We start from the raw sequence: 21,863 nt of genomic DNA on the forward strand, positions 1-21,863 counted from the left end.
TATGAAGGTGTTAGTTACAGGCGGAGCAGGATTTATTGGGCGATGGGTTGTAAAAAGACTGTTAGAAGATGGACACGAGGTTTGGGCCGTAGATGACTTGTCTAACGGTCGGACGGAGAATATTGAGGAGTTCAAGAGACATCCGCGGCTAAAAGAGTTTATAGCGGGTGACATTAAGAATTTGGAAATGCTTGATAAGCTGTTCCTCAATCGTTTTGATATTTGCTATCATCTGGCCGCTAGTATCAATGTGCAGGACAGCATTGATGACCCGCGAACTACTTTTGAAAATGATGTAACCGGTACGTTTAATGTTTTGGAACAGTGTAAGAAGAATAACACTAAAATTGTTTTCATGAGTACTTGTATGGTATACGACCGTGCTAATGATAAGAACGGAATTACCGAATTGCACCCTGTTAAGCCGGCTTCCCCCTATGCCGGCAGCAAAATCGCCGGCGAGAATATGGTTTTGTCATATTGGTATGCCTACGGTTTGCCCGCCGTTGTCGTTCGTCCTTTTAATACCTACGGTCCTTTCCAAAAGACCGGCGGTGAAGGCGGCGTAATCGCTATCTTTATCAAAAATGCTCTTGCAGGTGCCGACTTGGGTATCTATGGCAGTGGTGAGCAAACCAGGGATTTCCTTTATGTAGAGGATTGTGCTGCTTTTGTGGTTCAGTGTGGATACAACGAGGCGGTAAATGGTGAAATTGTCAATGCCGGACTGGGCAGAGATGTTTCAATTAATGAATTGGCTTTGCTCATTGCTAAGGATGAAGCAAGAATTAAACATTTGCCGCATATTCATCCTCAGAGTGAGATCATGAAATTGCTTTGCAATTCTACGAAAGCGAATAATTTGCTGGAGTGGCAGCCAAAGAATGATTTAGAAATGGGGATTGACAAAACAACAGAGTGGATTAAAAATAATGCTAACCTCATATGAATGAGCCACTCAACCCGCCTTAGGCGTCCAGGCTACTATGTGAAGTTTGTAAGTAGTAGCTAGAACATGAAAAAAGCGGCGTTGCCCGTAGGTAATGCCGCTTTTTTGATAACATGTACTTATTACAAAGTCGCCAGTCGTCTTTTTGCCAGTTCATAATTGCCACATCGTCTATAATAGGCTGTTGCTTCTTTTTTGTAACCTAAGATTTCATATATAACGGCAATGTTATAGTTTGCCAAATATGAATTGACGCCTTTCATCTTTCCTTCTTTCATACCAGTGCAATTTAGAAAACTTTCCACTGCTTTGCTGAAGAGGGCGTTGTTCATATATATGAGACCCATCAGAAAGTTAAAATCAGGAGAGTTTTGGTAGTGTTTGCTATATTGCTCAATGTTAAGTGCCAGGCTATATTTTTCGATGTTTATCAGTGTATACCCAAAGCTTTCAACGAGATCTTGTACATATTCGTAAGCATAATTTAATGGCAGTGATAAAGCGGTTTGGAAACTATCATATGCTTGTTGGTAGTCTTTTGCCATATAGTATGACTTTCCAAGTTGATAATGTAAATACGGATCATGAGGAGCTTCGGCAATTGCCTGCAGCAACATGGTGATATTGCGGGTTAGTTTGTCCTTTTTATTGACGACTTCTTTGGCATAGCCAACATGATCTACAGTGATCCCTACAGAAATGGTTTCATAAGAATTGCAGCCATTTTTGTCTACTATCTGTTCATGAATCATTCCTTCGTAGTGGAAAAAGCGCCTGTTGAATAAACGGCTTATTTTTTCGGTGTTCCAGGCTGGACCCCACTTATCTTCAATACTATTTATTCGTTTTATTCTACCTACGGTCAATTCACCGATTTGTGCAAGTGATGCCGAAATATTTTGGTCAAATTCGATCACTAACTCGTCCGCATCCAGTACTAAAATCCAGTCATTAGATGCCTTAGATATCGAAAAATTTCTTGCTTTCGAAAAATCATTACACCAATCAAAGTCGTAAATTTGGCTGGTGAACTGACGGGCGATTTCTTTTGTTTTATCAGTGGAACCTGTATCAACAATAATAAACTCACTAACGTGAGGAATAATCTGCTCCAAACATTTACGTAATAACTCTTCCTCATTTTTTACTATCATACACAAACTTATCTTCATGTGATTTCCTCCCGGATAATTCTTCTCTTTCTTGTTCGATAATTATCTACAAAAACCTTTAAAGTATTGCACAATCCTAAAACGGAGTTAGATACTTAGTAAGTCCGTTTATCCTGTGCTTGCTTCAAATATAGCATTCAAGTTTTGTTTAATAATAAGGAGGAATAATTCTTTATGGCAAATAAAACTCGTAAAGTTCTTCAGCCACAGTATATGAAGAAATTCCACTGTATCGGGGCTGACTGTGAGGAAACCTGCTGTGGTGGCTGGCGGATTGTGATCGACAAAAATACTTTTCAAAAATATCGGGAATGTCCAGATAAGGATTTGCGCAAACAGTTGAAGCAACATGTAACTCGTATTCGCACCGATGCTGATGATACGAATTATGCTAAAATCAAATTGAATCCTGATGATGGAAGCTGCCCGCTACTTGATGGTGATAAACTTTGCTCCCTGCAGCGCAAATTTGGGGAAGAATTTTTATCATTGACTTGCACTGCCTATCCACGCTTAACCAACATAGTTAACGGTGTGTCCGAAAAGGCATTGACTGTGTCTTGCCCCGAGGCGGCGCGAATAGTTCTGCTTAATCCTGAAGTCATGTCGTTTGACGAAACTGAAGAAGATGCAAGTGTTCGCAACACCAACGGCAAAATTATGGAAACCGATGATTTTAAGTTGGCCCATACTGGGTTGCGCTATTTTTGGGAATTGCGCATTTTTGTCATCTCTTTACTGCAAAACCGTGCCTATAAACTGTGGCAGCGTATGGTTATTCTTGGATTGTTTTGCCGAAATTTGGATCAGCTTATTAGTGAAGGTAAAGTTCCGGCTATACCCAAACTCATAGGTACTTATCTTGACCATCTGGACTCGGGTGTATTCCGCGATGAACTCAATACCATTCCCAATGAATTTACTATTCAGATGAAATTAATGAAAGAAGTGGCAGATCAACGTATTTTTTCAGGCGGCGTCAATCTGCGCTATTATGAGTGCTTTGCTGAATTTCTTGAAGGTATTCAATATATCAGTGAAAGTAAAGTAGAGGATATTGGGAAAAACTATGTTGAAGCCTATGAAAAATACTATCGCCCATTTATGGAAACACGTGAGTATATTATGGAAAATTACTTGGTTAATGATGTTTTCTCCAACTTGTTCCCGTTTAAAGGGGGAAAACAGGTTTTCGACAATTATGTTATGTTTGTCGTTAATTACTCTATGATCAAGCTGCTACTTATCGGCATGGCTGGTTTGCACAAAGAAAAATTTAATACAGATCATGTCATTAAGCTTATCCAGTCTTTTGCTAAAGTAATTTCCCACGATGAAAATTTTTTGAAAGGCGTAATAGAATTATTGAAAGAAAATAATTTCAATACCATGCCATATATGGCCATTTTACTCAAGAGCTGAATAGCTGAAAAAAGATCACTTTCTACCTTAGATCATTTTTGACAGGTGGCTAGTCGATAACTGTGTGGACTGTAAGCTAAAATGTTTACTGAGCCGGAGACTTTAAGAAAATTAACGAGACTACTGTTAAATTTAACCAATATTCCAAACCCTTGCAAAATATTTGCTTGCTTTTTTAGCATGGCAAACCTATAATTTAATATAAGAACCAATTTGCTTAGGTCTGTGGTTGAAAGTCGATGCCAGTCGCAGGCGAAACGACCCACGTAAGGAGCCCAAAGCGGCTTTGAGCATGGTGCGGCTTAGAGGTAAGACCTGCCGGTCCCAGGAACAGACGTGTATAAAGTAAAAGTTTGACCGAGAGGAACTGTAGTGAGGGGTTAAATCCTATTAGCGAAATTCCCAGCAGGCGGGTGTGGGGTCAAAGACCAGGTCGGCTAAGCAGTGGTTTTTAAATTCATAAGGTGAGGGGATTTCGTTAATGGCTTTTCAGGACAGAACTCTTAAGTGCAAGGACTGTGGAGTAGACTTTGTTTTCACAGCAGGAGAGCAGGAGTTTTACGCAGAAAAAGGTTTTGAAAACGAACCTGCCCGTTGTCGTGAATGTCGGGGCAACAGAAGACGCAGCCGGGATGGCGGCGAGGTTCAGTCAACGCAGCGGGAAATGCATGAAGCAGTATGTGCTGAGTGCGGCGTAACTACTCAAGTTCCATTTAAGCCTCGCAATGATCGTCCTATTTATTGCCGTGACTGTTTTACCGCCAAAAAAGGATAATAATACATATAGAATAAATTGCGCCAGATAATGCCCGGGATGTTGATCCCGGGCTTTGACTTTGCCTGAGTAGGGAATTTATGGACAAAATACTGGAAAAGTATATTGTGTAAGGACATAATGTGCCTTGTTCATGTATACATGTTAAACTACTTGTCTAATTATACATAGACTCGTATAATTATTACATGAACTTTTTAACACTTTTAAGGGGGTTACTACGTGTCAAAAAAACTGATTGCGTTGTCTGTTCTCGTTATGTTTGTTCTGGCCTTCGGACTTGCCGGCTGTGGTCAGCAGTCTGCTAAGCCTGCTGAGCAGCCGAAACCGAAAGTGCTCAAGGTTGGTTCTGATACCGCATTTGCTCCGTTTGAGTTCCAGGATGAAAAATCAAAAGAATATGTTGGCTTTGACATGGATCTGATCAAAGCAATTGGCAAGCAAATGGGTATGGAAGTTCAAGTGCAAAGCATGAACTTCGACGGGCTTATTCCTGCGCTTGAAGCAGGTAATATTGATGCCACTATTTCGGCCATGACCATTACTGATGAACGGGCTAAGAAGGTCAACTTCACCAAGCCGTATTACAAATCTGGTTTATCCATGGTTGTTAAAGCAGACAACAACACGCTGAAAACCTTTAAAGACCTTGAAGGCAAGCGCATTGCTGTACAAATTGGCACTACCGGTGCTGATGAAGCTAAAAAGATTAAGGATGCTAAAATCCGCGAGTTTAATACTGCTCCCGAAGCCTTTATGGAACTTAAAGCCGGTGGCGTAGATGCAGTTGTGAATGACCTGCCTGTTAACGAATATTATATCGCTCAGGCTGGCGGCAAAGATGCAAAAACTGTGGGCGAACCGCTCACCTCTGAAGATTATGGTATTGCTACTTCCAAGAAAAGCACCGAGTTAGCTGACAAAATCAATAAAGCCTTGGAAGAACTTAAGAAGAACGGCGAGTATGAAAAGATCTACGTGAAGTGGTTTGGCAAAAAGCCTCCCCAATAAGGCGAGATTGCTTCGCTATGCTCGTAATGACGGTTTTTGTTTGATTAATGACTATGCAACGGCGCGATTTCGCGCCGTTTTTACATTGCTCACCAGCTACCCTTGTATCTAAAAAAATTATTGACACTCACTGCCTGTCCGCATATAATTGTCATGGGATTTTAGAACCTTATACATTTTAATTAAGGGTGAGGAATTTGAATTTTGATTTTGATTTAATTATTCGCTCGTTTCCGCTGCTCCTTATGGGTGCCGGTGTTACAGTGCAGATTTCGGCGTTAAGTGTAAGTTTTGGTTTACTTATTGGTATGTTTGTCGGAATGGCGCGGTTGTCGGTGATATGGCCGGTTAAGATGCTGGCTGCGGTGTACGTGGATGTTATCCGGGGAACGCCGCTGCTTGTGCAGATCTTTCTGATTTATTTTGCCTTGCCACTTGTGGTCGGACAACGGATTGACCCTTTTATTGCCGCTATTACGGCTTGCAGTGTGAATAGTGGTGCCTATGTTGCCGAGATTTTCCGGGCAGGTATCCAGTCGATTGATAAAGGGCAGATGGAGGCTGGCAGGTCTTTGGGCATGACTTGGGCTCAGACTATGCGCTATATTATTTTGCCTCAAGCCTTTAAACGCATTATTCCACCCTTGGGTAATGAGTTTATTGCTATGCTCAAGGATTCATCCCTGGTGTCGGTTATCGGCTTTGAGGAGCTCACCCGGCGCGGACAGCTTATTATCGCCCGTACCTATGGCTCGTTTGAGATTTGGCTCACAGTGGCCTTTATTTACCTTATGATGACCTTTACCATATCCCGCGTTGTGGATTATCTCGAGCGGAGGTACAAGACCGATGATAAGCATTAAAAATCTTCATAAAAAATTTGGCAAACTGCATGTGCTAAAAGGGGTTGATACCCATATTAGCGAGCAGGAGGTTGTTGTTATCATCGGCCCCAGCGGCTCAGGCAAGAGCACGCTGCTTCGCTGCATCAACTATCTTGAACAGCCAACTGAGGGCGAGATTGTTGTTGACGGACTGCCGCTGACCAATGAAGCTAATATCAATAAAGTTCGGGAAGAAGTGGGCATGGTTTTTCAGCGCTTCAACCTGTTTCCCCATATGACCGTATTACAAAATATCTCCCTGGCACCGCGCAAGGTTCGGAAAATGCCGCCAGCTGAAGCTGAAAAAGTGGCTCTTGATTTATTGGAAAAGGTTGGTCTTGCTGACAAAGCGAATGCATACCCTGAGCAACTATCCGGTGGTCAGCAGCAGCGGGTGGCTATTGCTCGGGCACTGGCCATGAGGCCCAAGGTAATGCTGTTTGACGAACCCACCTCAGCCCTTGATCCAGAGATGATCAAAGAGGTTCTGGATGTTATGAAAACACTAGCTAATGAGGGGATGACCATGGCGGTTGTTACTCATGAGATGGGTTTTGCCCGCGAAGTAGGCGATCGGGTAATCTTTATGGATGAGGGCCGGATCGTCGAAGAAGGTACTCCCGATGAAGTCTTTTTACATGCTAAAGAAGAGCGGACTCAGGCTTTCCTCTCTAAGATCTTGTAAATTGACATTGCTGTAAATATATGTTATACTTCCACTTGTGACTGCAAGAAGGCGGTCTGTAGTTTATCTTAGGAGGAGTTTCACATGATTGGTAAAGTTAAGTGGTTTAGTGCAGAAAAAGGTTACGGATTCATTGAGAGAGAAGATGGCGGCGACGTATTCGTACACTTCTCGGCTATTCAAGATCAAGGTTTCAAAACCCTGAATGAAGGCCAACAAGTTGAATTTGAAATCGTTGACGGCGCTCGCGGACCGCAAGCCAGCAACGTATATAAAGCTCAATAATAATATAACGACATAAACTATACCCGGCGATATCTAATATCGCCGGGTTTTGATTTTATATATATCTGGACATTTCTAAGTCGTTTCGAAGTTATGCTGTAGCCGAAGTTTCGGGAAATGTGTAAAAAAAATCAGTAGAAAAAAATAAAAGTATGAATTTTTAGACAGGAATTTTTAATTGAATAGGGAATATTAAATATATAGGATCCAGGAAAGGGGATGGGTAGTATGGCAATTGCAGTACGTGGAAAAAACATTGAGATTACACCAGCACTAAAAGACTATGTCGCCAAGCGCGTTGGCAAAGTTACTAAATACTTTGACGGTGCTAGTATGGGCGAGATTACCGCAATCCTCACTGTTAACAAAGGCCGGCATATTGTTGAGGTTACCGTGCCGATCAATGGAATACTTCTTCGGGGCGAAGAAGCTACGACTGACATGTATGCGTCCATCGATTTAGTTATTGAAAAACTGGAAAAACAAATTGAAAAATATAAGACCAAATTAGCCCGTAAGTTAAAAAGCGGCAGCTTCAAAACTGAGTTGATACCTGCACCTTCGCTGGTAACGCAAGCCGTCAACGAAGACGAGTTCAGCATCGTAAAAACTAAACGGTTTGCTATCAAACCGATGAATGCCGATGAGGCTGTTATGCAGATGAATCTGATTAACCATGATTTCTATGTATTTATGAATTCTGATACAGAGGAAGTCAATGTCGTATACCGGCGTAAAGACGGTCAATACGGTCTAATTGAACCAGAGTTCTAGAGCAACAAAAGTAACGAGCCGGGTGTTAACCCGGCTCGTTTAATTTTAACGAGGCGTTCGCATTTCTAGTCTGCGTTTCATAAGAATCTCCGCAAGTGACGCTGATTCCAATTCTTGAGCTTTTTGTGCGAATTCCTGTCTGGTGAATAATCCTTTTTCGATGAAAAGCTCTATAAGTACAGCAATAGCTAGGGTGTTTTTATAATCGACATCTTTAAGGTCGCCTAGTTGAGCGGCCACATCCAGCATATTCATCACATCGCGACTCATGATTATACCTCCCAAGGGTAAAAACTATCATATCCTATTTCTATTAGTATGCACAAGGGTGACTTTTTCTAAACCAATATTTGGATATTTTGACAAATAGTGAAATAAATAACTTGTTCAGACTATTCCAATATTATTGACAAGTCCTCAAATATAAATTACAGTTAGACCATGGTATTATTTATCCTATAGTACTCGATAGGCACCATACGTTCTAAATTTCACAATATCATTTGTTACACAGGCACTAATATTCTAATTTTCATGGGTGAGGAGGTTTTGTCTTGAAAGGTTTCCAATCACAGGAGTTAACCCGTATTATTGAAATTGACCGCAAGACATGCAAAGGCTGTGATTCGTGTAAGGCGTTTTGCCCAACAGACGCTATCGATGGCAAGTATGGGGCCATACACAAGATCAACAGCGAAAAGTGTATCTCTTGTGGTCAATGCCTTGTCAACTGTCCGTTTGGCGCTCCCCAAGACACTGTTGACGTAGTGGATAAGGTGATTGACAAGCTCAAGAACAAGCAAGTGACTGTTGTTGGCACAATTGCACCTGCTGTTCGTGTCGCTATCGGCGAGGAGTTTGGGATGGAGCCAGGCAGTCTGGTTACTGAGAAGATGTATGGTGCCATGAAACAGGCCGGCTTTAAAGTTCTTGATACCAACTTTACTGCTGACCAGACCATTATGGAAGAAGGCATGGAGCTTATTGCCAAGATCCGGCACTACGCTTTGGGTGAGCCGTCTGAGCATCATTTGGGGCCATTACCGCAGTTTACTTCCTGCTGTCCGGCCTGGGTTCGGTATGCCGAGTTGTACTACCCTGAACTGTTACCTAATATGTCTTCTGCTAAATCACCAATGATGATGGCAGGTGCGCTGGGTAAAACCTATGGTGCAAAAGAAATTTGGAAGGTTGATCCTGCAAGCGTATTTATGGTTGGGGTTATGCCTTGTACTGCTAAGAAGTTTGAGGCTTCGCGTCCTGAGTTCAACAGCGCCGCTCACTACTGGCAAACCCAGGGTAAATCAGGCAGCTATCCTGATATTGATGTAGTTCTCACTACGAGAGATTTGGCTCGCCTGTTCAAGAAATTGAACATCGACATCAAAACGGTTGCTGAATTTAGCGACAAAGATAATCCGCTCGCCCAATACAGCGGTGCTGGTACGATTTTTGCCAACACTGGCGGTGTAATGGAAGCGGCCTTGAGAACAGCCTACTTTGTAATCACTGGTAAAGAGCTTGATGTACTTGAGTTTAAACCTGTACGCGGTCTAAAAGGCGTAAAAGAAGCCAGTGTTACCATGAAAGACGCCAAGACAGGCAAAGAGGTTACTCTTAAAGTAGCTGTAGCTCACGGCACTAAGGAAAATGTAAAACCGCTTCTGGATGAGGTCAAAGCCGGTAAATCGCCGTACCATTTCATTGAGATAATGAACTGTCCAGGCGGCTGTGTCAACGGTGGCGGTCAGCCGATCAATCCGATGGGCACCTCATGGCTGGATAAAGCCAAGGCCGTATTGCCTTGGTCATAAGGAGGGAACATTATGGCGCGTTATGATTATGTAGAAAAGGCCGTCAAAGTTTCACGGCGCGAATTCTTAGGAATAATGGGCGTGACTGGCGCCGTTTTGTGGACTGGTGCGTATGTGGCCACAGATTTGGTGCAGGACCGTACAAAATACATTAAAATGCGGGCACAAGGCATTTACAAAGATGACGAAAAGTCAAAAATCCGTCAAAGCCATAATAATCAGGCTGTAACTGACGTGTACAAGAGGTTTGCTCATAACCCGCTCAGCCATCTGGCCGAGGAGCTGTTTCATACTAAATATGTAAATCGGACTAAGTTGGTTTAGGAGGGATACTACTGATGAGTCATCATGATGAACACGGCCCGAGAGTGCTGAAACATCCGCTTATCTCGCGGTTATTTCACTGGGGTTTGATTCTAGGCTTTTTGCCGGCGGCAATTACCGGATTTTTTATCTGGCTTAAGCCGTTCGGCGATGATATGCAAAACCTTGTCATGCAAATTCATATTGTCGGTGCTAGCATTCTTACTTTATCCTGTATCTTCTATACCATTTTTGCCTTAGACAGAGTTGTTGCTTTTACCCGCCGTATATTCACTTGGGATGATAGGGATATCAAGTGGATGATGATTTGCGGCGGCTATCCGCAAAAAATGCTGTTAGGCAAAACCATTCCTGTACCACCAATGGGTAAAATGAACTCAGGTCAGAAGCAGATGGGTATTATGATGTTATTTGGCGGCATAATCCTTATTGTTACTGGCTGGGCGCTGTACGCGTTCCTGCCTGTAGCACCAAAAGCTGCAATGTACTGGTTTGATATGTTCCATCTGGTAATTGGCATAGTCCTCGGACTAGCTGTATTCGCTCATATCTTCCTTGGTATCTACAACTGGGGCGAGTTTCTCTGCATGTTTGGTGACGGTACTCAAACGGTAGAAGAAGCTAAGCATCATAACCCAGTTTGGGTAGAAAACGAGATTGAGCCGGTTAAAGGCGGCCAAATTAGCGCCCCTGGACAACACCAGGCTGGTTAAGGCAGTAAGTTTTGATAGACTGCAAAGATTAATAACTTAAAAGCGAGATTGCTTCGCGAGGCTCGCAATGACAAGGGTAAAAGCTCACCCAACAGTCATTGCGAGCACTAGCGTGGCAGTCTCTTTTTTGTTTTCCAACTAACCCAATTTTTGACTTTATACAGGGTTTCTGTTAAAATCATATATTAGGCACATACTAAGCCTACGACCGTCCATAAACGGTCTAAACTAGTTGAATGTATATTTCATTGTTTGTCGGGGAGTTGATAATTTGTTTAAGTTTCTAAAGAACTTATTTGGTGATGATAACGAAAAAGAAATTAAACGCATGTTACAATTGGTTGAAAAAATCAATGCGTTTGAGCCCGAGCTTCAGAATATGAGTGATACTACGCTGACTACCAAGACAAGTGAATTTAGACGTCGTCTTGATAAAGGTCAGACACTTGATGATATTCTGCCTGAAGCCTTTGCTGTAGTGCGGGAAGCGTCACGCCGCGTACTTGCCATGCGTCATTTTGATGTGCAAATGGTGGGTGGGATAACACTGCATGAAGGTAAAATTGCAGAGATGCGTACAGGTGAAGGTAAAACACTGGTTGCCACCCTGCCGGTATACTTAAACGCACTGACAGGTAAAGGCGTGCATGTTGTTACCGTCAATGACTACCTGGCCCGTCGTGATAGTGAGTGGATGGGAAAACTGTACCGCTATCTCGGTCTGTCAGTGGGGCTGATTGTGCATGGTCTTGATTTTGACGAGCGTAAGCTAGCATATAGCTCTGATGTTACATACGGAACCAACAACGAATTTGGGTTTGACTACCTCAGGGATAACATGGTTATTTACCCGGAACAGATGGTGCAACGGCCGCTGAACTACTCGATTGTCGACGAAGTTGACAGTATTTTAGTTGATGAAGCGCGGACACCGCTCATAATTTCCGGCCCTGGTGAGAAGTCTACCGACCTTTACTATGTATTAGCTAAAATTGTGCCAAAACTAAAAGCGGGCGAAGACTACACCATTGATGAAAAAGCAAATACTGTTGCCCCTACCGAAGCCGGTGTAACCAAGGCTGAGAAGCTGCTTAATGTTCAGAACCTATATGAAAGTGAAAACATAGAGATGTCGCATCACTTTAACCAGGCACTTAAAGCTAATGCTCTAATGAAACGCGATCGCGACTATGTGGTTAAAGACGGCGAGGTCATCATTGTTGACGAATTTACCGGCCGCCTTATGTTTGGCCGCCGTTACTCTGACGGTCTTCATCAGGCTATCGAAGCTAAGGAAGGCGTCAAAATTGAGCGCGAAAGCCAGACGTTGGCCACAATCACCTTCCAGAATTATTTCCGCATGTATAAGAAATTAGCCGGTATGACAGGTACAGCCAAGACTGAAGAACCTGAATTCCGTAAAATTTATAACCTTGACGTTATCGTTATCCCTCCCAACCGGGGAATGCAGCGCCAGGATTTGGCTGATATCATTTATAAAACAAAGCGGGCTAAATACAAGGCAGTTATTGCTGAGATTGGTGAAAAGCATAGCAAGGGCCAGCCGGTTCTTGTCGGTACCACTTCTATCGTCCAGTCGGAAGATTTGTCGGCTATGCTGAAAAAACAGGGCGTGCCTCACAATGTGCTGAATGCAAAATATCATGAAATGGAAGCTCAGATTATCGCTCAGGCTGGTCAGGCTGGGGCTGTAACTATTGCGACCAATATGGCTGGCCGCGGTACTGACATTGTGCTCGGAACTGGTGTAGCTGATCTTGGTGGACTCCACATTATTGGTACCGAACGGCATGAAAGCCGCCGGATTGATAACCAGCTGCGCGGCCGGGCCGGTCGTCAGGGTGACCCAGGTTCATCCCGTTTTTACCTGTCGCTGGAAGACGATCTTATGCGTCTGTTTGGCTCAGACAACATTGCCGGTATCATGGATAAACTGGGTATGGAAGAAGATGAGCCGATAGAGCATGCATTGATCACTCGTTCCATCGAGCAGGCCCAGAAGAAGGTAGAAGCCCGTAACTTTGACATTCGTAAATATGTGCTTGAATATGATAATGTAATGAACCAGCAGCGTGAGGTTATTTACAGTCAGCGCAAGAAAATCCTGATCGGTGAAAACCTCAAGGAAAATATCTTTAACATGATTGATAAAATCGTTGATCATGGGATGGACTTGTATGCCAATGAGAAGATTTACCCGGAAGAATGGGATTATGCAGGTCTGATTGAGTACTGTGAAGGCTTTTTTGCACCTGAAGGTGAACTTAAACAAGATGTCCTTGATAAACTGAGCCGGGAAGAGCTTAAGGAAGAACTTATGCGGGCAGCTGAGGCCGCCTATCGCGGACGTGAAGATCTATTCGGTTCGGATAATATGCGTGAACTGGAAAAAGTCGTTATGCTCAAAACCGTGGATGCCAAGTGGATGGATCACCTTGACGCCATGGAAATGCTGCGGCAAGGCATTGGTTTAAGAGCCTATGGACAAAAGGACCCGCTGATTGAGTATAAACTTGAAGGTTTTGACATGTTCCAGCAAATGATTGAACATGTCCAGGAAGATATTGTCCGCTATATGTTTAGAGTTAATATTATTTCCCAGGCCCAGCCTGAAGACCATCTGCGGGGTGCCCATACCAGCCGGGGCGGTGAAGAGGGTGACGGACAGGCGCAGCCGGTAGAGCCGGTGGTGAATGCCGATACAACAGGCCGCAATGAATTGTGTCCCTGCGGCAGCGGTAAAAAGTATAAACGCTGCTGTGGGTCTAAATAGGAGATGAGAGTGTGCTTTTGGAAGACTTACGCGGGTCGATTGAGACCCTGGCCAAACGGCTTGATGAAATGAGGGGTTCTCTTTGACGTTGCCGGCAAATCGGAACGTATCGAAGAATTAGAAGATAGAATGAGCGATCCAACCTTCTGGGATAACCCTGAGGAGGCCCAGAAGGTTGCCCAGGAGGTTACTCGCTTAAAAGACAGTATTAGCCAATACCATGACATGATTACCCGGCATAGTGATATGGCCACCTTATGGGAACTGGGAATGGAAGAACGTGATGAAAGCGTTTATCCTGAAGTCACAGCTGCTCTGGCCGGTCTTGAGCAGGATATTGAGCATCTTGAACTTACCCGGATGCTGTCAGGTGAGTATGATGGCAATAATGCTATCTTGACGCTCCACGCTGGTGCTGGCGGCACTGAGGCGCAGGACTGGGCGCAGATGCTGCTCAGAATGTATGTCCGTTGGGCTGAAAAGAATAACTACAAAGTGGAGACCATGGACTTTTTAGCTGGTGACGAAGCTGGTGTCAAAAGTGTGACCCTCATGATTGCCGGCACCAATGCCTATGGCTACTTAAAAGCCGAGAAAGGCGTTCATCGCCTTGTCCGGATCTCGCCGTTTGATGCAAGCGGCCGCCGCCATACCTCGTTTGCTGCTGTAGACGTTATGCCTGAGATTGATGACTCGGTAGAAGTAAGTATCAATCCGGTTGATCTCCGCGTTGATACCTTCCGGGCCAGTGGCGCCGGTGGGCAGCATATCAATAAAACCGATTCGGCTGTTCGCATGACTCACCTGCCCACAGGTGTTGTTGTGCAGTGCCAAAGTGAACGTTCCCAAATTCAAAACCGCGAACAGTGTATGCGCCTCTTACGTGCTAAACTGTTTGAGCTTGAACGGCAAAGGCAAGACGAAAAGAAGGCTGAACTCGGCGGTGAATATCAGGCCATCGAATGGGGCAGCCAAATCCGCTCCTATGTTTTCCATCCGTACAACTTGGTGAAAGACCACCGTACGGCGGCTGAGACCGGTAATGTGCAGGCCGTTATGGATGGGGAGATTGAGTTGTTTGTTGAGGCTTACCTAAAGAGTGATTTGAATCAATAAGGGGGCGTATGACATGAAACGCCTGACAACAATAATCCTGTTCCTTACCATGGTGTTAGCTGCTGTCGAAGTTGTGCTGCCCAAATTAGTGTCTGATGCTGTAGCCCAGGGACTGCGCGATCTGACAGGCAGTAAACAGGTGACAGCCAAAGTCGATAAAAGCCCAGCCATTCTTATGCTGGGCGGCAAGCTTGACCGGGTGACAGCAGATGCCAGTGATGTCAAAACCGATAAGTTAACTGTTAGGAATATGCATATTGCCTTAACAGGTGTTGACGTCGATATCCACTCATTGATTACAAACAGGACGTTGGTACTCCAAAAGTTAGACAATGTTGATCTTACTGCCACCATTACTCAGGAAGAATTGGCAGCGTTTTTAAATAGTTCGGTCAAAGGTGTTAAGAACGCTGTTGTGGCCATTACCCCAGGTAAGGTAGAGATCAGTAGTGCCTTGACCCTGGGCGGTTTTGCCCGAGTGGATGTTAAGCTGGAAGGCCGGATTGCCGGTGACAGAGAAAACCGGAGAATTAAGTTTGTCACTGATCGGTTTTGGCTTAACAACACCCCGGTCGGCAGTATCGGCGGTTCACTCCTGACAGAAGTACCGCTGCTAGACCTTAAGAAACTGCCATTTGGCGTCAATGTGCGCGATATTGTCATGGAACAGGGGCAGGTTATTATTTATACTGATAATCGTAATTAGCACTCCATCTCCCTCAAAACCAATGATAGTTTGCGCATCTTTTTCCGCACTGCTTTGTTGTCGTCGCCTTACATATAGCCGATATGCGCGGCTCCTCCGCCTCGCATTGCGAAAAAATCTACACAACCTATTCCATAGGTTTTAAGAAAGATGAAGTACTAGTGTTTTTCTCCTTTTTGGGGAATAGTAACACATACCATAGAACACTTGAAACAGCAGTTAGCAAGCAGTTTCAAATAAGGGTGGAGAGATTTTGACGACCTTTAGATATAACAAACTGCTAATCGGCCTGATACTTGTCGGGCTGTTAGCGGCGTTTACGGTTGACAGGCAGCGTCACACGGTAGAACAAGCTAATTCCACCGTGGAGCTGGTCATGGATTATGAAGATCTTGTGGAATTGGCGCAAATCGAGGGTGCCCAGCCGGACAGCCTGCTTACGCAGTTTAAGGGAGCAGGTATAACTTCATTGGCTGTGTATGAAGCCACCCTGGAAAAGCTCAATAAAAGCGGCAAAGTAACAGCATTGCCTGGTGCAGACATTCTCCACCAAAATCGCACCGGTACGCTCGCAGACCCGTTTTGGCGCAGCTTAATTGCCGAGGGGAAAATAAAGGCCGAGGACGTATATGTTGTTGGCCAGGATAAAAAAGTCTTTTCAGAAGTATTCGGCGATCTTAACCGCCGGTTGGGGCCAGGCAGGGTAACCCTGCTTGCTGAAGGTGACCGTCCGGTACTGGCAGCCAAAGCCAATTTTGAGAAAGTGGTCAAATGGAACCTCGGTCTCCCGTCAGATGAACTGGCGGCTGTAGATAAGTTGGGTTTTTACGTAGTAGCCCGCCCGACAAACTATACCAAGGTAACGGCTGATGATGTTAATTCAGTATTTGGCAGGTTATCAGGGATTAATAACCTGAGTTCCATTATTTTTGTCGGGGATGAAGTTTTGGGATATCCTGATCTGTTACCCCTTACTGCCAGCAATTTCAAAGAACGAAAACTAACCCTGGCCATGATTGAACATCCGCTTCAACTGCAATTTTTTAAGCAGGAAGGCCTGACTGAACTGGCTGTTGCCAATAACTATCAGGCGGCCCGGGTATATGCTATTCCCAAAGATGAGCAGCCCAAACTCAAAATAGCGGAAGCCATTCAGCGCTGGACAGTGACTGATCAGGAACGTAATATCCGTATCAACCTTATGCGTAAGTATGATAAAGCTGAGCCTGGAAAAACACTGGTTGAAACCAATTTGGCCTATGTGACAGGTGTAAAAGAAGAGTTGGTCGCTGCGGGTTTTACCACTGGGCGGGCGACTACATACATTCCGTATTTTCCTGCGCCATGGCTGCTCGCACTGATTGTACTTGGGGCTACAGCTGCCGGGGTGCTGTTCTTGTCACTCGTTTATCCGTTTCCTGTTCGCTGGCAGTATGTGCTAACCGTATTACTGGCAGCGCTGCTAATATTCCCTATTCTTAAGGGCGGCGGGACACTAAGCCGCCAGATGGCTGGCCTCGCCAGTGCTATTATTTTTCCTGCCTTGGCTATGACCTGGCAGCTTGACCGCTGGCGAAAACAAGAGATTGCAGGGCAATACGGGAATCCTGCCGGTATTGGCCGAATTATTGCTGCCGGTTTTGGCGCCATTGTTGTTACAACACTTTTGTCCTTGGTTGGCGGCCTATATTTAGGGGCTGTTCTGAGTGACGTGCGCTTTTTCCTTGAGATGGAAATATTCCGGGGCGTAAAACTGACTTTTGTTGCGCCGCTTATGCTTGTAACCCTGGTGTATTTAACCCGCTATAATCTATTTGAAAATGTTCAGTCTGTCAATGCCAGAGGTTTGTGGCGTCAGATAATTAGTATCTTAAATCATCCTGTTACCATTAAGACACTGTTATTATGTGGGACGGCTGTGTTTGCAGCTTGGGTATTTGTTGGTCGTTCCGGACATACGGCTGGTGTACCTGTACCGGCGGCTGAGCTTAAGCTCAGGTCACTCTTAGAGCAGGCTATGTATGCGCGGCCGCGGGGAAAAGAGTTTTTAATCGGCCATCCGGCCTTTATGTTGGCTGTTATGGCTGTCTTTCATCAGTGGCCGCGGCTTGTTCAATACCTGCTGATTATAACCGCAACGATCGCCCAGGGCTCGCTTGTTGAGACCTTCGCACATCTGAGAACACCGATATTTATGTCAATCATCCGGGGCTTAGATGGTTTGGTACTGGGCGCAATAATCGGCGCGGCTATAGTGATTGGCGTGTATGCGGTTCAAGTCGTAATCGCCCGTTTGGGAAGGAGTCCGGCAGCCCATGAGTGATATTGTTGTTTCAGGCTATTACGGTTTCGCCAATGCCGGCGATGAAGCCATGTTGGCGGCCATGATTGAGGCCCTGACCGACATCGAGCCTAATATTAATATTACTGTTATTTCTGGCGATCCGGACGATACCAGGCGGCGGCACGGCGTAGCGGCTGTCTACCGGCTTAATTATCCGGAAATTGCTCGCGTAATGTCGAAAAGTGATCTGTTAATCAGTGGCGGCGGCAGTTTGCTCCAGGATGTAACAAGTGACCGCAGTCTGTACTATTATCTAAGTATTATGATGCTGGCTAAGAAGCTGGGTAAGCCTGTCATGCTTTATGCCCAGGGGATTGGTCCGGTACAAGGTTCACTGGCCCAAGGAGCTATGCGCTATATCGGTAATATGGTTGACCTTATTACTGTCCGCGACGATGGCTCTTATGAAGAGCTAAAACGGTTAAACATAACCGCACCACCTATCTATATCACAGCCGACCCTGTGCTGGCTATGCATCCTGTTGATAAACAGATTGGCCGCTCTATCTTGAGAAAACACGGCCAGGAAGGCGTGGCCCCGTTAATCGGCATTTCGGTACGGGAGTGGAAAGACTGGAGCCATTTTAAACAGGTTTTGGCCCATGCAGCAGACCGGATGATTGAGGAACTAGGCGCCAGGATTGTGTTCATACCTATGCAGTGGCCTGATGATCTCAGTGTATCAAAAAAAATTGCCAGTCGTATGAAAAATAAGAGTGGAGTGCTGCCGGGAGAATATACTACCAGTGAATTACTTTCTCTTGTCGGCAACCTGGATCTATTAATCGGTATTCGTTTGCACGCGCTCATTTTTGCGGCCGTTATGCATGTGCCTATGGCTGGCATATCCTATGACCCCAAAATTGACCGGTTTCTCGAAACCATTGGTGAAAGGCATGCCGGCACACTCAAGTCCGTGACAGCTGATAGCCTGATGGACAGAATACGCGGGCTGTGGGATGAACGCAAACAGCCTAACCGGGAGCGGGAACAACATATCAACATTTTACGTAACAAAGCTTTTCAAAACGCCGAACTCGCGCTCAGCCTGGTGAAAAAGTGAGGAGGTAGCGATGGTGAAGTGGAAGGGGCTGCGTGACTATTTAGGCATTGTGCTGGGTACGGTAATCACCGCACTGGCGCTTAATATGTTTTTGATCCCTAACAAAGTTGCGGCTGGCGGCATTAGCGGCTTGGCCACAGTACTCCACCATACCTTTGGGTTGCCTGTAGGCATGACCATGTTGGCGTTTGATATACCGATGTTTTTAGTTAGTGTCAAAGTATTGGGCACACGCTTTGGCCTCAATACCTTACTTGGTGCCGGCATACTGGCGGCAAGTATTGACCTGACCGCCCCGTTTGTACCTGTTCTAACCCGTGATTTGCTGCTGAATTCATTATATGGCGGTGTACTTGCCGGTGTTGGCATGGGGATTGTGTTCAAGTTTAAAGGAACAACCGCCGGTACTGATTTGGCAGCAGCCATTATTAATAAATTGACAGGCATTAGCATTGGGCAGGCGCTCCTAGGCGTCGACTTTTTCGTTATTGCCCTGGCAGGTATTGTCTTTGGCAGTGCTGAATTATCACTCTATGGACTTATCTCTTTATTTGTCACTACGCAGATCATCGACCTGGTGCAGGAAGGCCCCAGCGCGGCGAAAGCCTTTTTTATCATGTCCAATTCATCTGATAAGGTGGCTGATGCCATCATGGCTGAACTTGGCCGAGGGGTTACTTTTTTAAATGGACGAGGCGCTTATACTCAGACCAACCGCGATGTGGTGTTCTGTGTGGTCAGTACCCGCGAAGTATCCCACCTGAAAGAATTGGTATATCGCATTGACCGTGAGGCCTTTGTTATTGTCGCCGATGCTCATGAAGTTTTAGGCGAAGGCTTCAATACACTCCGCTGAAACTGGCTATAAACGCCCATCTGCGTTGTTGCTTCTGCGGGCGTTCTCTCCGACGTACTTCCCAGTACGACTACGGTCACGTCCTCGGCGCGCCTAGCACCTGGGCATTTCTAGCCAGTTTCAGGCCTGTTCATTGATAATAAATTTAATGTAATATAGTTAAGAAGATCATGGGAGGTTATGAAAGATATGGTAAATAAGTTATCTCCGGAACAGCTGAAAGAGCTTGCTGGCCGGGCTACATCCATCAGGCGCAATATTGTAAGCATGGTTACTGAAGCGAAATCAGGCCATCCAGGCGGTTCGCTGTCGTCTGCCGATATTTTGTCTGTGCTGTATTTTGCCGAGATGAATGTTGCACCTGCCAAGGCCAAAGACCCTGAACGCGACCGCTTTGTGTTGTCTAAAGGTCACGCTGCGCCGGTACTCTACGCTACGCTTGCCGAAAAAGGCTACTTGCCGGTGGAGGAGCTCTTAACACTGCGCAAGGTTAACAGTCGTCTGCAGGGACACCCTGAGATGAAAGGCATCCCTGGTGTCGATATGTCAACAGGTTCTTTGGGACAAGGTCTGAGTGCTGCCAATGGTATGGCGCTGGCAGGCAAGCTTGACGCTAGAGACTACAGGGTGTATGCCCTGTTAGGTGACGGCGAATTGGAAGAAGGACAGGTTTGGGAAGCGGCTATGTTTGCTGCTCATTACAAATTGGACAACCTCACAGCTTTTGTTGATTTTAATGGCCTGCAAATTGACGGCCCTGTGACCGAAGTCATGTCGCCGTTGCCGATCCCAGAAAAGTGGCAGGCCTTCGGCTGGAATGTACTTGTCATCGACGGTCACGACTATAACGCCATCTATGACGCCATCCAAGAAGCCAAAACTGTAAAAGGTAAACCAACCATGATTGTGGCTAAAACCGTAAAAGGCAAGGGTGTCTGCCAAATGGAAAACATCGTCGACTGGCACGGCAAAGCCCCCAGCCGCGAAGAATGCTCACTGTTCTTAGCTGAATTAAACGAGATGGAAAGTCAATAATTCTCTCTCGTTATTAAAAATTATGAATTTACACGCGGGTGGCTATGAATGTCCAGATGCTAGGCGCGACGAGAACCGTAGCGGAGGCGTACACGTGGTACGCTGAGCAACGGATCGCAGGAGCAACAACGCAGATGGGCGTTCAGAGTCACTCGCCTACGAAAGAGGTGCAAAGTAAATTGGCTAATCAACTTGCCACCCGCGAAGCCTATGGCACAGCCCTTAAAGAATTAGGCGACCGTAATAAAAATGTCGTAGTCTTGGACGCCGACTTGTCCAAGTCCACTAAGACCAATGTATTCGCCAAAGCCCATCCTGACCGGTTCTTCAATGTCGGTATTGCCGAGCAGAACCTGATGGGTGTGGCTGCCGGCTTAGCTGCCGCAGGGAAGATTCCTTTTGTATCTACCTTTGCTATGTTTGCCACAGGCCGGGCATTTGAACAAATCCGTAACTCTATTTGTTATCCTCAGCTCAATGTGAAGATTGCTGCCACTCATGCAGGTCTGACTGTTGGTGAGGACGGCGCTTCCCATCAGTCGATTGAGGATATCGCGATTATGCGGGCACTGCCTAATATGACGATCATTGTGCCAGCCGATCCGGCTGAGACCAAGCAAGCTATCGACTTTGCGGCCGAGTTTCAAGGTCCTGTCTATATCCGGCTGGGGCGCGCGGCTGTGCCGAATATATTTGGTGAATCCTATGAGTTTCGTCTGGGGAAAGCAGCACTTTTAACTGATGGAACTGATGTGACCCTTATCGCCTGCGGCGTTATGGTAGCACCTGCCCGTCACGCAGCTGAGCAACTTATTTCCCAGGGAATTAGTGCCAGGGTACTTGATATGGCTACCATTAAGCCGATTGATAAAGAGGCAATTATTGCCGCTGCACGTGATACCGGTGCTATTGTTACCTGCGAAGAACATAGCATTATCGGCGGTCTCGGCGGTGCAGTAGCCGAAGTGCTTGGTGAAAACTTCCCTGTACCGCTTGAGCGGGTCGGCGTCATGGACACGTTTGGCGAGTCAGGTACACCAAACGAGCTGCTGAAAAAATATAATCTGACTGAAGAGGCTATTGTCGCTGCCGCCAAGAAGGTTGTTAGCCGCAAAAAAGCATAGAACTGTTGAAGCATTAA

General features: G+C 45.5%; 21 protein-coding genes. 19 read left to right on the forward strand and 2 right to left on the reverse strand.

Annotated elements, in window-relative coordinates:
- Window position 1 precedes the first annotated feature (1 nt).
- Window positions 2-949, forward strand: coding sequence for a dTDP-glucose 4,6-dehydratase (locus B9A22_RS03095; RefSeq protein ID WP_084574144.1), 948 nt, complete (start codon window positions 2-4; stop codon window positions 947-949).
- Window positions 950-1,071: 122 nt separating this feature from the next.
- Here the strand turns inward: B9A22_RS03095 and B9A22_RS03100 are convergent, their stop codons facing one another.
- On the reverse strand, window positions 1,072-2,121 hold the full coding sequence (locus B9A22_RS03100) for a glycosyltransferase (protein WP_084574146.1): 1,050 nt from the start codon (window positions 2,119-2,121) through the stop codon (window positions 1,072-1,074).
- Between the two features lie 174 nt (window positions 2,122-2,295).
- On the opposite strand from B9A22_RS03100, the gene fliB reads away from it, so the two are divergent.
- The 7 genes from fliB (at window position 2,296) to hpf (ending at window position 7,957) form a co-directional block, all read left to right on the forward strand.
- Window positions 2,296-3,543 carry a flagellin lysine-N-methylase gene (gene fliB / locus B9A22_RS03105; RefSeq protein WP_084574147.1) on the forward strand — a complete coding sequence of 416 codons (1,248 nt, stop codon included), beginning with the start codon at window positions 2,296-2,298 and terminating at the stop codon, window positions 3,541-3,543.
- Window positions 3,544-4,024: 481 nt separating this feature from the next.
- Entirely contained in the window at window positions 4,025-4,318 is a 294-nt protein-coding gene (locus B9A22_RS03110; RefSeq protein WP_084574149.1) for a zinc-ribbon domain containing protein, read from the forward strand.
- A 222-nt stretch (window positions 4,319-4,540) separates the two neighbouring features.
- On the forward strand, window positions 4,541-5,329 hold the full coding sequence (locus B9A22_RS03115) for a basic amino acid ABC transporter substrate-binding protein (protein ID WP_084574151.1): 789 nt from the start codon (window positions 4,541-4,543) through the stop codon (window positions 5,327-5,329).
- Window positions 5,330-5,526: 197 nt separating this feature from the next.
- On the forward strand, window positions 5,527-6,192 hold the full coding sequence (locus B9A22_RS03120) for an amino acid ABC transporter permease (protein ID WP_084574152.1): 666 nt from the start codon (window positions 5,527-5,529) through the stop codon (window positions 6,190-6,192).
- A complete protein-coding gene (locus tag B9A22_RS03125; protein WP_084574154.1) occupies window positions 6,179-6,898 on the forward strand; it encodes an amino acid ABC transporter ATP-binding protein in 720 nt (239 codons plus the stop codon). Before B9A22_RS03120 ends, B9A22_RS03125 begins: the two co-directional genes overlap by 14 nt.
- An 84-nt stretch (window positions 6,899-6,982) precedes the next feature.
- Window positions 6,983-7,183, forward strand: a complete 201-nt coding sequence (locus B9A22_RS03130; protein ID WP_084574156.1) for a cold shock domain-containing protein — start codon at window positions 6,983-6,985, stop codon at window positions 7,181-7,183.
- A gap of 228 nt (window positions 7,184-7,411) precedes the next feature.
- A complete protein-coding gene (hpf, locus tag B9A22_RS03135; protein WP_084574158.1) occupies window positions 7,412-7,957 on the forward strand; it encodes a ribosome hibernation-promoting factor, HPF/YfiA family in 546 nt (181 codons plus the stop codon).
- 45 nt (window positions 7,958-8,002) lie between these two features.
- Here the strand turns inward: hpf and B9A22_RS03140 are convergent, their stop codons facing one another.
- Window positions 8,003-8,227 carry a hypothetical protein gene (locus B9A22_RS03140; protein WP_245823767.1) on the reverse strand — a complete coding sequence of 75 codons (225 nt, stop codon included), beginning with the start codon at window positions 8,225-8,227 and terminating at the stop codon, window positions 8,003-8,005.
- Between the two features lie 284 nt (window positions 8,228-8,511).
- Here B9A22_RS03140 and B9A22_RS03145 point away from each other — a divergent pair, with 284 nt between their 5' ends.
- The 11 genes from B9A22_RS03145 (at window position 8,512) to B9A22_RS03195 (ending at window position 21,846) form a co-directional block, all read left to right on the forward strand.
- Window positions 8,512-9,771, forward strand: a complete 1,260-nt coding sequence (locus tag B9A22_RS03145) for a [FeFe] hydrogenase, group A (protein WP_084574160.1) — start codon at window positions 8,512-8,514, stop codon at window positions 9,769-9,771.
- A 12-nt stretch (window positions 9,772-9,783) separates the two neighbouring features.
- Window positions 9,784-10,095 (forward strand): iron hydrogenase small subunit, encoded by a 312-nt coding sequence (locus tag B9A22_RS03150; protein WP_084574162.1) that lies wholly within the window; start codon window positions 9,784-9,786, stop codon window positions 10,093-10,095.
- Window positions 10,096-10,109: 14 nt separating this feature from the next.
- Window positions 10,110-10,808, forward strand: coding sequence for a cytochrome b/b6 domain-containing protein (locus tag B9A22_RS03155; RefSeq protein WP_084574164.1), 699 nt, complete (start codon window positions 10,110-10,112; stop codon window positions 10,806-10,808).
- Window positions 10,809-11,079: 271 nt separating this feature from the next.
- Window positions 11,080-13,602: a preprotein translocase subunit SecA gene (gene secA, locus B9A22_RS03160; protein WP_084574166.1), complete on the forward strand. Its 2,523-nt coding sequence runs from the start codon at window positions 11,080-11,082 to the stop codon at window positions 13,600-13,602.
- 11 nt (window positions 13,603-13,613) lie between these two features.
- A protein-coding gene (gene prfB / locus B9A22_RS03165; RefSeq protein ID WP_217805865.1) for a peptide chain release factor 2 occupies window positions 13,614-14,718 on the forward strand; the annotation gives its coding sequence in 2 pieces (ribosomal slippage) (window positions 13,614-13,685 and window positions 13,687-14,718; 1,104 coding nt in all).
- Window positions 14,719-14,731: 13 nt separating this feature from the next.
- Window positions 14,732-15,424, forward strand: coding sequence for an LmeA family phospholipid-binding protein (locus tag B9A22_RS03170; RefSeq protein ID WP_084574169.1), 693 nt, complete (start codon window positions 14,732-14,734; stop codon window positions 15,422-15,424).
- Between the two features lie 253 nt (window positions 15,425-15,677).
- On the forward strand, window positions 15,678-17,747 hold the full coding sequence (locus tag B9A22_RS03175; RefSeq protein WP_084574171.1) for a DUF5693 family protein: 2,070 nt from the start codon (window positions 15,678-15,680) through the stop codon (window positions 17,745-17,747).
- Complete coding sequence (gene csaB / locus B9A22_RS03180) at window positions 17,740-18,831, forward strand: polysaccharide pyruvyl transferase CsaB (protein ID WP_084574173.1); 1,092 nt, start codon at window positions 17,740-17,742, stop codon at window positions 18,829-18,831. Before B9A22_RS03175 ends, csaB begins: the two co-directional genes overlap by 8 nt.
- A 10-nt stretch (window positions 18,832-18,841) precedes the next feature.
- Window positions 18,842-19,687, forward strand: a complete 846-nt coding sequence (locus B9A22_RS03185; protein WP_084574175.1) for a YitT family protein — start codon at window positions 18,842-18,844, stop codon at window positions 19,685-19,687.
- A gap of 189 nt (window positions 19,688-19,876) precedes the next feature.
- Window positions 19,877-20,722 carry a transketolase gene (locus B9A22_RS03190; RefSeq protein WP_084574177.1) on the forward strand — a complete coding sequence of 282 codons (846 nt, stop codon included), beginning with the start codon at window positions 19,877-19,879 and terminating at the stop codon, window positions 20,720-20,722.
- Window positions 20,723-20,856: 134 nt separating this feature from the next.
- Window positions 20,857-21,846, forward strand: coding sequence for a transketolase family protein (locus B9A22_RS03195; RefSeq protein ID WP_084574179.1), 990 nt, complete (start codon window positions 20,857-20,859; stop codon window positions 21,844-21,846).
- The last annotated feature ends 17 nt before the right edge of the window (window positions 21,847-21,863 follow it).

Source organism: Sporomusa malonica (assembly GCF_900176355.1).
Classification (GTDB): domain Bacteria; phylum Bacillota; class Negativicutes; order Sporomusales; family Sporomusaceae; genus Sporomusa; species Sporomusa malonica.